This window comes from Shewanella sp. BC20, from assembly GCF_003129585.1.
In the GTDB taxonomy this organism is placed as follows: domain Bacteria; phylum Pseudomonadota; class Gammaproteobacteria; order Enterobacterales; family Shewanellaceae; genus Shewanella; species Shewanella seohaensis.
In genome coordinates, this window is record NZ_NHRI01000001.1 from 448,117 (window position 1) to 463,314 (window position 15,198).

Consider the following 15,198-nt stretch of genomic DNA (forward strand, 5'->3'; position numbering starts at 1 on the left):
CCTACTTAAGTAGCTTGTGTTTAAGCAGTATGATGTCCCGCTGCGGAAAGCCATCGAGCGTCATCACTAAGCGGTTTGACTCCGGAATATAGGTCATGGAGCCAAAGCCGCTTAGGCTAGAGCGGGGAACCCTTAGGAGTGATGTCAGCTGATGACTACTCGCCTCCCAAAAATTAAGCCGCTGCTCGTTACCATTGCTCGACTTAAAATACACACCGTGTGACGTAAGCACCCAGTTATTGCCCGCGCGAAACACCTTCCCCGGGATAATCTCTTGCACCTGTTCGGGCTGCGTGAGGTCTATCTGCCAGAGTCCATTCATTCCGTAGCGACTAAATACAAATTCGTTGGCCGATTTTGCAAAGCCCACCGCCATACTCAGCGGACTAATCACCTTAGGCGCACTATTGTCCAAATGGAATTCAGTGATGCCATCGCTGGTTGATGCCAACACCGCCGTCCCCTGCCAATTCCAGCTGGGGCGGCCATGATTGTGATAACTCGAGGCTAAGGCGGTAATGTTCTTATTGGTTAAATCTAAAATAAAAATACGATTACCTTCGTTGCGATCGTCGGGGGCGATAAAAGCGATTTTGCTACCATCGGGGGACCAACGCGGATAAGCGACACGCGACTTAAGCTGGGTGTGTTGCTCCAGCTTTTGCCCTTTGGCATCCGAAGTCCAAATCTCGTTATAGCCCGTATCGCTGGAGACAAATACTATCCGTTTCGCCTCAGGGGAATAATCGGGATTGCGGTGGCTAATGCCGGAATACAGCAGCGGAAACAAGCTGCCGGGCACGGATTCACCGAGGGAAAAATACGCCATCTGGAATTGACGACGATACTGGTGATAAACCAGCTCGCCCTCATCGGATACGCTACTGGGATAGCTCATGCCCTCCACATCGAGTGGGCGAATATGGGCCGTTTCAATATCGATAGTAAAACCGTTGCGACTGCCAGAATCTTCGGTGGCAAAAACCAGCGACTGGCTATCAGGCGTCCAACTCAAGCCGCGAATATCTTCTAACCCATGGGTTAAACGTGTTTCATTGGCACTGGCTAAGTCGCGAATAAAAATATCCTCAGAGATATTACTAAAGCGCCTCGCTATCGCGAGCCAGCGACCATCAGGGCTAAAGGCTAAATCTCTATCCTCATAATTACACTGGCTTTCGCAGGATAATCTTTCAGCCTTAGCGTCCGCATTTGCCAAAGCTAAACGGTAAATCCCCCCCACTTTATCCGCCTCATGGGAGGAGATATAAGCAAGATATTGACCGTCGGGAGAAATATCTATGGCCGCCATATCGCTACTACAGGGCGCTAAGGCAAGGGTCTCGTTGGTCGCAAGAGTCAACTGAGTGATATGGCATTTCCCCGTGCCATGGATGCGGGAGGCAAAAAACAACTTAGTGTCATCTAAGCTCCACACTGCGCGAAGCTCTGCCGATGTGGAAGGCGTTAACTGGCGGGCGGGGACATCTTCACGTTTAAAATCTTTAAGATACAGACTGGATGTCACTCCGGGGCGACTCGCACCATACACAAGCCAACGCCTATCGTGGGACAACCTAGGGTAACGCTCAGAGCCCGGATCCCGCGTAAGCACTGTGATTTGAGTTTCTGTCATCCGCTGTTTATCTTGATACAGATGCACCCCCATAAAGAGACCGGCCACTAGCATGACCGCCCCCATCAGACTCGCCATCCAATACAGGCGTCGTGTGGTGTGCTGTAACTTCGCCTCTGTGGTCTGCAGTTTATCGTCATCAGTCTCATCGGCAATGTCATACACCGGCGGTAATAACAAGCGGTAACCGGCTTTACGCACGGTTTCAATCACGCCGCCTTCAAGCTCCAGTGGCGATAATTGCTGACGTAAATGCCAAATGGCATTCGTGAGTGCCTTAGTGCCAACGTAAGCATTGCCCTCCCAGACTTTATCGATCAGCTCGTCACGGGTCACAACATGAGGATGACGCAGGGCGAGATAGCTAAGCACTTCAATAAACTTAGGTTGAAGTGACACCTTAGCCGATTCCTGTTGAGCACTTTCCTGCCCCTGCGTTTGAAATGAAATTGAGTTATCGGAAGGGTCAATGCGACAACTTCCTAAGCAAAAACTCAACTTACTCTTATCCTTCATTTTTCTCACACCTTCGCTATTCGTCTTTTTATGGTTACGGGAATGAGTACATCATCAGGCTAGATACTACCTAAGACTGAGCCTAGTTAGCAAACGAATGAGTTCAACTAACTATTTAAAATTCAAAAGATTAGTAAGTAACAAATCTAAAATAGAGATTTAAACAATATAGAAACGAGCCAAAGCCGATTGCGACCAAGCAACAGATTGATTACAACTGCATGACCAATAACAACATAAACCTCAACGTCTTACACCTGTTTACGAATGCGTAGTGCGGGCGTGAGTCACATCTTAGGGACCTAGATATGCTTCGCTTTGCCTTGATTTGCATCGGCATGATGTTGTGCCCGCTGTTTGCCCCCAAAATCTTAGCGCAGGACTACCAGAAACCGTCTCCCGCATTACAGCAAACCATCAGCCACAGTAGCAATCTCACGACTCGACTCTCAAACGATCATCAATGGCTGGCATTACTCAGCCCGATTTCGGCGCCGAGCATTGCCACGCTGGCCCAGCCAGAGCAAAAGTTGGCAGGATTACGTATCGCCGCCGAGCAATATTTACCGAGTCGCATCACCCAGCGCTACCACCAACTCAGGCTGATTAATATTCAAGACAAGCGGCAGCGGTTGATAAGCTTGCCCGGTGGCCACGATATCACCGAGCTGCAATTTTCCCCCGACAGTCGCTATCTCTCCTATGTGAGCATAACGCCAGAGGGCGGTTACTTATATGTTTACAACCTCGCTCAAGATAGCCACAAGCGCCTGTCAGACAACCGATTGAATGGCACGATTAGCCTTGATTATCAGTGGGCTAACAATAACAGTCTACTCGCTCGCTTTGTGGTAGCCTCCAATGCCAACACAAGCATGGCTCAGGCCGTTTACGCACCGAAAACCAAGGAAACCTCAGGCAAACAAAGCCCGCAGCGCACCTATCAGGACTTATTGAAAACCAGCGCTGACAAACAACGCTTTAGCCAACTGACGACCAGTCAATTGGCCCGAATGGATTTAGATGGCAAGCTGACAACTATCGCTGCGCCGGGTATTTTTGAGGATTTTTCGGTGTCACCCGATGGGCGCTATATTTTAACCCATCAGCTGACCACACCCTTCTCAACCCAAGTAAAGTATTATGATTTTCCAACCTTAACAGAGATTTATAATCTTGATGGCCAACGCATAACGCAACTGCACCACAGCCAGAGTGGAGAATCAAAGCCCCAAGGAGGAGACTCAGTGCTCCCAGGCCCACGCCAGTTCCATTGGGTTCAAGGGCGAAGCGCAACCTTAGCCTTTACCGAAGCTCTAGATCAGGGCGATAGCCAGCAGGAGGCGCCGCTACGGGATAGTCTATGGCAACTCGATGCCCCCTTTACCCAAAAGGCCAAACTCATCGCCAAAACCCCTTGGCGGATCATCGATATCGACTGGGCGGAAAACAACATCGCCTTAGTGACCCAGCGCAATAGCAAAGCACAGTTACTGCGACTGAGTAGCCTAGACACCCACCTTGGAGAAAGTCGCCTACAAACGTTGAACGAGCGTAATCTGCGCGATAAATATCAAGAACTTGGAACATTCTCCAGAGAATACATCCAAGGCAAAGGGCATGTGATCCGCCTGCAGCAGGCGCAAACCGCAGGGCTTATTCACTACGGCCAAGGGGCATCGCCACAGGGGGATAAGCCTTTCTTAAAGCGCACCTCATTACTGACGGGTGAGTCGTCACTGCTTTGGCAATCGCCAGCCCAGCAATTAGAGTCGGTGCGCTACGTGCTCAATCTTGAGCCATTACAGCTGATTATTAACCGTGAAAGCCCGACTGAAGCCCCAAGCCTTGTCTTAATCGATGGTGTCAAAGAAAGTGTGCTCTACCAACAGGCCGATGAACTGAGTGCGTATCGGGGAATGCAGAAGCAGCTTATCACCTACAAAAGAGCCGATGGCGTGCCCCTGTCTGGCACTCTCTACTTACCCGCCAATTACACCAAGGAGCAAGGCACCCTACCTGTGTTAATGTGGGCCTATCCGCGGGAGTTTAACGATCCCGATGTCGCGGGCCAAATTAGCTTTAGCGCCAATCAATATCCCAGCATCAGCCCTAGGGGCCCAATCCCATTAGTCGCCGAAGGCTTTGCGGTGTTTGATAAAGTCTCTATGCCCATCATCGCTCAAGGGGGTAAAGAGCCCAATGACAGCTTTCGCGAGCAACTCATTGCCAACGCACAGGCGGCTGTCGATACCTTGGTGGATTTAGGCATTGCCGATCGCAAACAAATCGCGGTGGGTGGACACTCCTACGGAGCCTTTATGGTGGCAAACTTGCTCGCCCATACGGATTTGTTTTATGCAGGCATTGCCCGTAGTGGTGCCTATAATCGCAGTCTCACTCCTTTTGGGTTTCAAAATGAGGAGCGTTACTACTGGCAAGCCAATGATATTTATCAGCAAATGTCACCGTTTAATTACGCCGATAACATCAAATCACCTTTGCTATTAGTTCACGGTGAGATGGATCAAAACTCAGGCACTTTCCCGCTGCAATCTGAGCGTTTGTTCGATGCTATTCAAGGCCTTGGCGGTAAAGCAAGATTAGTTATCCTGCCATTTGAAGGACACAGTTATGCGGCTAAGGAATCCCTAGAACACTTGCTCTGGGAACAAAGCCAGTTCTTAAAGGCAAATCTGCCGTCCACGAACCTGTGAGCCAATCAGCTTAATAACGCTTAGCATTCCACAAGTACATCCCATCAAAGGATTGGCGGCATAATAAGCCGCCAATCGCTTAACAAGTTACTGCTATCACTTATCCCTAAATACTGTGTTAATTCAGTATTCAAGAGAGTATCTCCCCTCACTGATGCATTTAATCTCTGAATCTTTAGCCTTTGTCTCTTAGAGCTTTTGACTCTTAGAGCTTTTGACTATTTCCCGTTAGTCGATTGACTTTATGTTCTGTTTTTCTCACTCAAAGCACCCGTAGAGCATTCGCCTATGTGAGGAGCTTATATGTAGCGCGCGAGCAAGGTTCTTGTGTTAAACGCCTTTGTTAAGTGATTGTTTTAAAATCTTAATCTAAACACCAGAGTTAAGAGTTTAAGTTAATTACCGTAGTCTAAAACCAGTAAAAGCTGAGTTTTAGCCTCTCCAGTTTATGGCTTGCTACATGCACCAAACCTATTGCGACGAACTTATTGCGATGAACTGATTACGATGAACTGATTGATATGCGCGTCTAACGGTGATTGGCAATAAAAAAACCGCATGCAGGGAGCCACATGCGGTTGAGCAAACTTAAGTGGTTAGTATCAGTTCAACGATATTAGAACTTAAGCTCTGCACCTAGGTAAGCATAACGTCCCACACCACCGCCATAGGCGCTGCTGTAGTTACCATTACCCGTTTCGACTAAATCACCAGTGTCGGCAACCCAAGGACCCTGATTGTCGAAAATATTACGCACACCGCCGTATAAACGTAATTCAGCCTGACTCACGTCCATAGTGTAAGACACCGACAAATCGTGGGTGATATACGAGCTGTAGAATAGGAATGCTGGCGTTTCGGGATTAGCCACCGCACTGGCATCACCCGCATCGAGTTTGGCTTGGTTTTCGGCCTTCAGCACATTCCACTCTTCAACTCTATCGTGGCTATCGACCATGGCGCTCTTATACTTAGCGCTCCAACGAACACGCCAATCATCATTGCTCCAGGTTAATGAAATTGCGCCTCTGTCCTCAAAAATCCCGCTGGCAAGCTCACCCACATAGTCATCTTCAACTAAACCATCGGCGCCGTAATAGCTAGTGCTAAATTCCAACACATGGGTCCAGTTAGTTTTTAAGCTAAGTTCACCGTATCCGTCTAACTGCCACTCGTAGGCCATGGCGATATCAACACCACGGGTGACAATGTCATTCAAGTTCTGTTCCTGTTGGATAACCTGAGTGATTTGCCCTTCAGTATCACGGCTGATGACCTGACAGTACTCGTTATCGGCGCCATAGGGATTACTCGAGTTATAACATTCAGCCAGAATATCCTCGTTGCTTAATGAACCAATGGCATCGGTGACTTTAATATCGTAATAATCGACCGCCAAATTAAAGCCTTCGAGGAAGGCTGGCGCCATGGTAAAGCCTAAGGTATAGGTATCCGCGGTTTCCTCGGTGAGGTTTTCGTTACCAGCATTCGGCGAATATTTAGAACCACCCTCATCCTCAAAGACACCGTTAGTCGCAATTGCGGCTGCAATACCAGGATCTTGGCGACAACTATCATGCCCAGCCCCAGTTGAGGTTGCTGTTACCCCATCACAAATATCGCGAATACTGTCGTAATCTCCACGGGGTGGCGAGATAAGTTCTGTAATATTCGGCGCACGTTGCGAGCGAGAGTAGTTAGCACGTAGGGCATAGTTGGCAATAGGCTCCCACAGGATCCCCGCGCGATAGCTCGACATTAAGTCGATGTTTTTCTGGCTGTAATCCGCAAGACGCAATGACACGTCTAGGTCAAGCTTATTGGCAAAAGCCTCATCCCTTAACAAAGGAAGATTCGCTTCACCAAAGGCTTCCCATACGGTCACATCCCCTTCAAAGGGCGGCACGTCGTTAAAGGTAATCGCATCGCCACGCATCGCTTTATCGGTATCGACGGCTTGAGTATCACGGCGATATTCGACCCCGAATGCCGATTGCACACCACCCGCGGGCAATTCAAACAATTCACCTGAGATAAATCCTAGGGCATTAAATTGCGTGATATCCGTATTGATATAAGGATTGGCGCGAATATAGTCCGCCCCTTCCTTGCTGATTGAGCCTTCACCAAAGATATTGACGGGAACACAGCCCTCGGCTCTAGCCTCTTCACTGGCACATTGGATAGTCACACCATCGGCGGCGTATTCAGCATCCAGAGCATATTGCAGACGACGAATACTGATTTCATTGCTGCGGCGCTGACGCTGTTCAAACTTCCCGTAACCCAGTGAGGCATCCCAGGTCCAAGTTTCAAATAGGTTGCCCTGCAATCCCGCCCAAGTACGCAAAGTGGTGCGCTCGTTATCGCTCTCAACGGGGCCTACTTCTTGGAAGCGGCGATCCCAAGTGATGCTCTTGCCAGCTGTCGCGGCAATTTCGGCTGGCACATAAGGATTGTTTGGTGAAATACTGCCCGCAGCGATAGTGCCAGGGAGACCCGTCACAGGGTCGATATAGAGTTCAGCGTCGTTATAGTCTTGGCCTTCGGCATCGGTACGACGAAAGGCATTATTGCGGCTAAACTGCACTTGCACATTCGCGCGCACATCGTCGCTGAGGTCATAATTCATTTTGACCGCCGCGGCTAAGGTATCCTCAGGGACCTTTAATAAACCAGTGGTGTAACCGTTATAGCCATCACGTTCTTCTTTAAAGTCGGTTTTAAGCTCGGTGCCATCGTACCACCAAGAGTTTGATTTAAAGCGGCCACCGACGATGTCATTACTGCGCTCGCGCCAATCGTCTCGGGTAATATCGCGCATACACAGGTCGCCATCGACCGTGTTCATGGCATTACACATTTGCTTTTCATCGTAGGCAAAACTTGACTCATACAGAGCTCTTTCCCTGTCGGTCGCAAATAAGCCATGTTGCTTATCGTAAGTCGCACTGGCGAAGATATAGCCTTTATTGCCATTAAAATCAGTGCCATAACCCACATCGACAGTGGTTTCACGACCACCACCTTCAGTGGTTTCACCTCCACGTGCGTTAATCTCAAAGCCCGTCTTGTTCTGCTGGGTAATAATATTCACCACCCCAGCAATCGCATCGGAACCATAGACAGCCGACGCCCCGCCGGTAATGATTTCGACCTTATCGACCATAGCGGCTGGAATGGTGCTTAAGCTGACATAGTTACCGCTGTAACTGTTTGATACTACGCGGCGACCATCGATCAAGGTCAGGGTGCGATCTGTGCCTAAGTCACGTAAATCAATGGTTGAAAGACCCGTATTTTGCACGCTCGATTGGCTATTTGTACTGCTAACGCCTTCCGACAACGCTGGAATTTGATCAACTAAAATATCCGCCAATGAGCCAATACCGCTATCGGCGATATCTTTCGCATCTAAGCCCTGCAATGGAGTGCTCAGGGAAAAGCTGTCGCGTTTAATCCGCGAGCCCGTGACTGTGACTTTTTCGATGCTTTCTTGCTTATCCGCTACCTCGACTTCAACCCGATTAGCGCTCTCATTCACCGCATTCACTTCAATTGGATCGGCAGCCCAAGCTACCGAAGGAACAATACCAAACATCGAAGCTTGGATTGCCAAGGTTAATAATTTCTTCTTCATCCTTCCCACCTTCACTTTTACAGCGCAAGCCATTCTTGTTGTTATTTGGAGCTGTTACTTGTTCTCGCCAAAAGTGCATTTATCGCTGCGATGTATTGTCAAACCCGTAGGCTTGCCAACCAGCAACAGCAAGAAAACACAATTAACATTTCAGCAACCAAAACGTTGTACTTTGCCGAGTGAAGGGCGGCAACGATATGCCACTCGTTTCTTTGCCCGTTTTATATCTATTAAATATCTATTCTTTTATTTTCAGAATATTAGCTGCATAAAAAGAGAATAAACCGACTATTGAATCCTCAAAAAACATCGCAAAAAAATCCCCCATACCAACTGATTTTCATCAATACGGCCTTGGTAAATAACCAACTCAAATGGCAAATATGTCCAAAATAAGCCGCTCATTGGCGCATTAAGCCACGTATCAAAAATGCACAATGTAAAAATCCATCTATGCTTGATCACAGTTGTGTCATCTAAACTCGCTAAAGTGATTGTTAACTAAGCAGTAAATACACAACAGACTCACTGTAAGGGCCGTACAAAGCCTGCACACTCTGGGCGCGCAAACATATCAATTAAGGGAATGGTTATTTATCTAGCTCGACTTAACCAGCAAGATAAACAAGGATTTATTCAAAGAACGCGAAGCGTATATCGGCATAAATCGACTGAATAGGAAATCAATCAATGAATATGTCACAAAAAATGGCGGCAGAATTTTTGGGCACTCTGTGGCTCGTTCTCGGCGGCTGCGGCAGCGCCGTTCTGGCGGCGGCCTTTCCAGAAGTTGGGATAGGCTTACTTGGGGTGTCGTTAGCCTTTGGTTTAACAGTTCTGACGATGGCGTTTGCCATTGGTCATATTTCAGGTTGCCACTTAAACCCCGCCGTATCCTTTGGACTCTGGGCTGGCGGACGTTTTCCGGCATCGGAACTGCTGCCTTATATCATTGCCCAAGTGGCGGGCGGTATTGTCGGTGCAGGCGTATTGTACGCCATAGCTTCAGGGCAAGAAGGTTTTAGTCTCGCGGCGGGCTTTGCTTCTAACGGCTTTGGCGAACATTCGCCCGGCGGTTACAGCATGATGTCGGTGTTGATCTGCGAAATCGTGATGACCTTGTTCTTTTTATTGGTGATTTTAGGGGCGACCGATGAGCGAGCACCTAAAGGCTTTGCGCCTATTGCGATTGGTCTGTGTTTAACTCTTATCCACTTGATCAGCATTCCCGTGTCAAACACCTCGGTCAATCCGGCCCGCAGTACAGGCCCTGCGCTGTTTGTCGGCGATTGGGCCGTATCGCAACTGTGGATTTTTTGGGTCGCTCCTATCCTTGGTGCCATTCTCGCCGGCGTGATTTACCGTTATTTCAACGCAGCTAAGTAATTCCTCCGCTAGCAACAGCGCCCTCGCGGCGCTGTTGTGCTTTTTCAAACCCCGCTCTAATGTTACCATCTTGCCAACTGGTGAGTTTTGCTGTGCTGACGCTATACATGAGTCGCACGACAGGCTTCGCCCTATTCACGCATAAGAGATATTTTCATGAGCAAGACTGTTAAAACCTTTGCAGAAGCCGCTGGCATGACTCCAGAAGGTCGTTACGATTACCTCGTTGAACAAGTTAAACAACACAAAGTGTTATGGACGCTACAGGACCAAGATGGTTGCGTCATGCTGACCACTGAAGATGAAGATTGCATCCCAATGTGGCCAACCGAAGAAGCGGCCGAGTCTTGGGCAGTCGATGACTGGAGCGAATGCCAAACCTTAGCGATTCCCTATGATGAATGGCATGAAAGATGGGTTCCTGGCATGGAAGACGACGATCTGTTTGTTGCCGTATTCCCAGTACAGGATGACTTAGGTGTGGTCATTCCACCCTATGAATTAGATCAACGTTTAGTCACTAAACAAAGCCACTAATTAATAAGGGCAAACCTCAATGTCGCTGAGCGAGCAAGAATCCTCTTTGGCAACTCAGGCTACGCCGCCCTTGGCAAAAACCCGTTTACCTAAACGCTTAATTGCCTTGCTACTACTTTATGTCGCAGCATCGGTAAGCGGCTTAATCGCCAAACAAGGGGTACTTTTCTGCCTGTTAACCCTATTGATGGTGCTCGGGATTATCGGTCGCCAAAAGGCTGGGCTGATTATGTTAAGGGGTTACACCTTAGTGCAGTTGGCGCTAGTCAGCATGTTACCTGTGATCCTTTATGATCCTGACAATCTCGTGGCTGGGCCTACCACTGTGCACCTTGGCGAGTGGCAAGAAAAGCTGCCCGATTACGTGATTTTTATCGTGTTGATTGTTTTATCTTTATTGCAGGTGTGGGTGGCATTCGATAAGAAAGTGAAGGCTTGGTTTAAACCCAAGCTTAATCTGAATATTATGAATTAACTCCAAGGCAAGACGATTACGCCTTACTTTGCCAGTACTTTCAACACTGGAAAGACCAACAAAAAAGCCGTCATCTCGACGGCTTTTTTATCTTCTATATCAGTTCACTACATGCGTAGAACAAACTTAAACAGAGAAACTTGCACCACAACCACAAGTCGTTGTCGCATTCGGGTTCTTCACAAAGAAACGCGAACCTTCGAGGCCAGAAGTGTAATCCACTTCACCGCCAACGAGGTATTGTAAGCTCATGGGATCGACGACCAATTGGACGCCTTGCTTCTCAACGGTGAAGTCGCCTTCGTTGACCTTTTCATCAAAGGTAAAGCCGTACTGAAATCCAGAACAACCACCACCCGTCACGTACACACGTAGCTTAAGTGCAGGATTTTGCTCTTCTTCCAACAAGCCCTTTACCTTAGCGGCTGCCGCATCGGTAAATTTGATAGGCATTGCTGCGTCAGCTTGATCAGTCATTACTACCTCTTACATCAGTTTTCTGGGGCAAATTATCCGTTACCTGACTATTTTGTTCAAGTATTACCCGCGGTTCTTTTTCACCCTGTAAAAGCTCAGGGACACTATAGACATGTTCTGTCTGTGAATTTTTGGTCCAGCGGCTCGAAGGCACCACAACTTTGACTTTAACCTGCACTAGGTTAAATCCCGCAGGCACACTCACTTTGGTATCTATGACCTGAAAATAGCGAAAATCAAACTCGAGCTTAGAACCCGTGAGTTTGTTCACACTTAACTCAACGGATTTTCCATCTTGCACACCAATGAGGGTGATTTCGGTACGACCTTGAATCGCCTGCTTACGTTTTTGCAGTTGAGTCAAAATCAGTTTTAAATTGTATTCATCCGCTAAGGCGCCCGGCGTCATTTCTAAACCGTGAATAGCCACCCCTTCGGCATTGTCATCCGGCGACATGATACTGCGATAAAAGGCTAATTCGCGCTCTAACTCTTTTTGTTTTTTCATCTGCTGCGCAAACATATCCTGCATTTGCGCATTGGCTTCACGCTCGACAGATAATTCTAAATTACGTGTCGCAAGTTCCTGGGTTTGCGCCTCAAGTTCCGCGGTGACACGTTGCAGTTTACCGCCGCCAATATGCTTTACGACGGGCTCGTCACTGTTGAGCACAATAAAGCTTACCCAAGCGCCTAACAGAAAGGCCACTAAGACTAAGGACAATAAATACTTGGTCGATGGACGATACTTTAGATCCATGACTTGCAGCCGATCTAGCCAACGATGATAATTTGGCATTAGGTAACAGCCCCTTATATAAAATACAATCAACTCAAGAACGAGTTCGATACAATACAACTCAGGCCAATGCAGTGCAATTAACGATAAATAAAGCCGCGATTCAAGACGCCATCAGCACAGCTAAAAAGTACTTAACTAACGAGCTGCGTGATCATTTATCCCAAGCCAAGATCAGTGCGCAATTGTGCTTACTGGCCTTGCTATTCGCCATCTTCGCCTCCTGCGTGATCCTGTTGTTTCGACTCTTGCTCCTGTGGGCGAACCATTACACCCAAATCGAGACGCTGGATTTTACGGGTAACATCGCCGACTGGCGAGCACTGTTGCCACTTTTTGGCGCCTTGTTGATCTGGATTGTCGCCAAACTCGGCTCCAAACGTTACAAGCGCATGGGGATTGCCTATGTATTACATAGGGTTAAATTGCACTATGGCAAAATTCCACTGCAATCTGCCGCAGGGCAATTTTTTCAGGCGCTGTTTGCCTTAGGAACTAATTTCTCGGTGGGCCGTGAAGGCCCTGCCATTCACCTCGGCGCCGTGAGTGCCAGTGTTTTAGCCGAAAAATTTAATCTTCCCGATAATAGCGTGCGGATTATGTGCGCCAGTGGGATTGCCGCAGGGATAGCCGCCACCTTTAACGCCCCGCTAGCGGCAGTAATATTTGTACTCGAAGTGATAGTGCGCGAGTACAAGGTGCATTACTTCTTCCCTATTATGCTGTCCGCCATTTGTGGTGCGGTTTCCAGCCAGCTGGTTTTTGGTAATGTGCACGAGTTTGACCGTATTCAGGTGATCCATATTCCATTAGATCACTATCCCATTTTAGCCTTGGGCGGTATTGCACTGGGCTGCGCAGCCGCCTTCTTCAATTTCGCCCTCCTTAAAGTCACCGCCACCGGACAAAACTGGCCACTGATTTATCGACTCTTACTGGCGGGCAGTATCACTACACTGATTGGCTTAATCTTGCCCCAAGCCCTCGGCACAGGGGATTTAGCCATCAGTGAAGCCATCAGCGAGCACCCCAGTTTATTGCTACTCATCGCCCTGCTTGCAGCCAAGATTATCGCCACCATAGCGGCAATCGGACTTGGGATCCCAGGTGGTTTGATTGGTCCACTCTATGGTATCGGCGCCTTAATTGGTGCCATCTTAGCCTTAGTTAGCGCCATTCTATTCCCTTCGATTGCGCCTTACGTTGGCCTCTATACGGTTATCGGCATGACGGCGATGATGGGCGTTTGCCTCAGTGCGCCGCTCGCCGCCCTAGTGGCGCTGCTTGAGATGACTAATGATGCCAGTATCATTCTGCCAGCAATGTTTGTGACGATTCCCGCCTTCTTGATTGCCTATCAAGGATTTAAAACCAACTCTATCTTCTTCAAGCAGCTAGAGATTATGGGTTTAGGTTATAAAGTCGCCCCTGTGAATTTGGCGCTACAGAAAAAAGGCGTGCGCGCCCTGATGGATAAGCGTTTTGTTATCGTCAACAACAACGACGAGCTGCTGCTCGAAGTGTTAAAGCGCGCCGAAGGTCGCCCAGTGTTAGTACGTAACGCCGATGGGGTGATTGAAATGCTCAGCCTTGAGATGCAATCCTACGATGACAACATCACCCTCTCGCGCCATCCAATGAAGGGGCTGAGTGACACTAAAACCCTCGATGAGGTGTATAACTTGTTGTCGCCCAAACGCAGCGGTGAGGTGTTTATCTATCAAGATACCCCAGACAATGTGGTGGGGGTGGTCAGTTGGTCTAACCTACAGCAAGAAATTCGCTCCGGCCAAGTCTAAGCCCTGCGAAGATGGGCTTTGATTCACAAAATCCTGTATTAGCTGCCTAAAAAATCTATACGAGGGGGCGGCGACTATTTCGCTGCCCCAGTGCATCTGTTACAATCGCGCCTCAGCCACCCTACATATACACCAGGGCACAAAGCGCAACCTTGCACTTTAACGCCCCCTAGCAATTGGAAAACAGGCTGATGAACCAGTTCGAAGGATCTCATATCCTCTCCGTAAACCAGTTAGATCTTGATTCAATCCAAACTATTTTTAATGTTGCCAATCGTATGATGCCCTATGCACTTCGTGAGAAGCGCACTAAGGTGCTCGAAGGCGCCATTTTAGGTAACCTGTTTTTCGAGCCTAGTACCCGTACCCGCGTGAGTTTTGGCTGTGCCTTTAACTTACTCGGCGGCCATGTGCGTGAAACCACAGGTATGGCCTCTTCGTCCTTATCTAAGGGCGAGTCACTGTACGATACCGCACGTGTACTCTCGACCTATTCCGATGTGATTGCGATGCGCCACCCAGACTCCTATTCGGTAAAAGAGTTTGCCGAAGGTAGCCGCGTGCCGGTGATCAACGGTGGTGATGGTTCGAACGAGCACCCGACTCAAGCCCTGCTCGATTTGTTCACCATTCAAAAAGAGTTAGGCCATGCAGGCCGCGGTATCGATGGCATGCACATCGCTATGGTCGGTGACTTAAAATTTGGTCGTACTGTTCATTCCCTGTCGCGCTTACTGTGCATGTACAAGAACATCAGCTTCACACTGATTTCGCCTGCTGAATTAGCAATGCCTGACTATGTGATCTCCGACATTGAAAATGCTGGCCATAGCATCAAAATAACAGACCAGCTTGAAGGCCACTTAGATAAAGCCGACATTCTTTATCTGACCCGCATTCAAGAAGAACGCTTCCCATCCCAGGAAGAAGCGAACAAATACCGCGGTAAATTCCGTTTGAATCGCAGTATTTATACCCAACATTGCAAATCTAACACTGTGATCATGCACCCGCTGCCACGGGATTCGCGTGCGCAAGCTAATGAGTTAGATAATGATTTGAACAGCCATCCTAATCTCGCTATCTTCAGACAGGCGGACAATGGACTGCTAATTCGTATGGCACTGTTTGCATTGACACTCGGGGTTGACTCGCAACTCGAAAAATATGAGTGTCCCGTTAATTGGTATTCACGTAAAGCCGATCGCTAATCGGC

At 48.4% G+C, this 15,198-nt stretch carries 10 protein-coding genes; 6 read left to right on the forward strand and 4 right to left on the reverse strand.

Going from position 1 to position 15,198, the window contains the following annotated elements; all coding sequences use genetic code 11:
• Position 1 precedes the first annotated feature (1 nt).
• A complete protein-coding gene (locus CBX96_RS01920; RefSeq protein ID WP_109285513.1) occupies positions 2 to 2,152 on the reverse strand; it encodes a winged helix-turn-helix domain-containing protein in 2,151 nt (716 codons plus the stop codon).
• 308 nt (positions 2,153 to 2,460) lie between these two features.
• Between CBX96_RS01920 and CBX96_RS01925 the strand changes: the two genes are divergently transcribed.
• A complete protein-coding gene (locus CBX96_RS01925) occupies positions 2,461 to 4,869 on the forward strand; it encodes a prolyl oligopeptidase family serine peptidase (protein WP_109285514.1) in 2,409 nt (802 codons plus the stop codon).
• A gap of 616 nt (positions 4,870 to 5,485) precedes the next feature.
• Here the strand turns inward: CBX96_RS01925 and CBX96_RS01930 are convergent.
• Positions 5,486 to 8,509, reverse strand: a complete 3,024-nt coding sequence (locus CBX96_RS01930) for a TonB-dependent receptor domain-containing protein (protein ID WP_109285515.1) — start codon at positions 8,507 to 8,509, stop codon at positions 5,486 to 5,488.
• A gap of 690 nt (positions 8,510 to 9,199) precedes the next feature.
• Here CBX96_RS01930 and aqpZ point away from each other — a divergent pair.
• The 3 genes from aqpZ (at position 9,200) to CBX96_RS01945 (ending at position 10,907) form a co-directional block, all read left to right on the forward strand.
• Positions 9,200 to 9,895, forward strand: a complete 696-nt coding sequence (gene aqpZ, locus CBX96_RS01935) for an aquaporin Z (protein ID WP_089067249.1) — start codon at positions 9,200 to 9,202, stop codon at positions 9,893 to 9,895.
• 156 nt (positions 9,896 to 10,051) lie between these two features.
• Positions 10,052 to 10,432, forward strand: a complete 381-nt coding sequence (locus CBX96_RS01940; RefSeq protein ID WP_011626909.1) for a DUF2750 domain-containing protein — start codon at positions 10,052 to 10,054, stop codon at positions 10,430 to 10,432.
• Between the two features lie 19 nt (positions 10,433 to 10,451).
• Positions 10,452 to 10,907: a hypothetical protein gene (locus CBX96_RS01945; RefSeq protein ID WP_109285516.1), complete on the forward strand. Its 456-nt coding sequence runs from the start codon at positions 10,452 to 10,454 to the stop codon at positions 10,905 to 10,907.
• Between the two features lie 126 nt (positions 10,908 to 11,033).
• Here the strand turns inward: CBX96_RS01945 and erpA are convergent, their stop codons facing one another.
• The gene (erpA, locus tag CBX96_RS01950) at positions 11,034 to 11,384 is read right to left on the reverse strand and encodes an iron-sulfur cluster insertion protein ErpA (protein WP_011623639.1); all 351 of its coding nucleotides are present in this window, start codon (positions 11,382 to 11,384) and stop codon (positions 11,034 to 11,036) included.
• Positions 11,377 to 12,183 carry a DUF6776 family protein gene (locus tag CBX96_RS01955; protein ID WP_109285517.1) on the reverse strand — a complete coding sequence of 269 codons (807 nt, stop codon included), beginning with the start codon at positions 12,181 to 12,183 and terminating at the stop codon, positions 11,377 to 11,379. The genes erpA and CBX96_RS01955 overlap by 8 nt, the downstream gene beginning before the upstream one ends.
• A gap of 74 nt (positions 12,184 to 12,257) precedes the next feature.
• On the opposite strand from CBX96_RS01955, the gene CBX96_RS01960 reads away from it, so the two are divergent.
• Both CBX96_RS01960 and CBX96_RS01965 read left to right on the forward strand, forming a co-directional pair.
• Entirely contained in the window at positions 12,258 to 13,982 is a 1,725-nt protein-coding gene (locus CBX96_RS01960) for a chloride channel protein (protein ID WP_109285590.1), read from the forward strand.
• Positions 13,983 to 14,173: 191 nt separating this feature from the next.
• The gene (locus CBX96_RS01965; RefSeq protein ID WP_088210475.1) at positions 14,174 to 15,193 is read left to right on the forward strand and encodes an aspartate carbamoyltransferase; all 1,020 of its coding nucleotides are present in this window, start codon (positions 14,174 to 14,176) and stop codon (positions 15,191 to 15,193) included.
• The last annotated feature ends 5 nt before the right edge of the window (positions 15,194 to 15,198 follow it).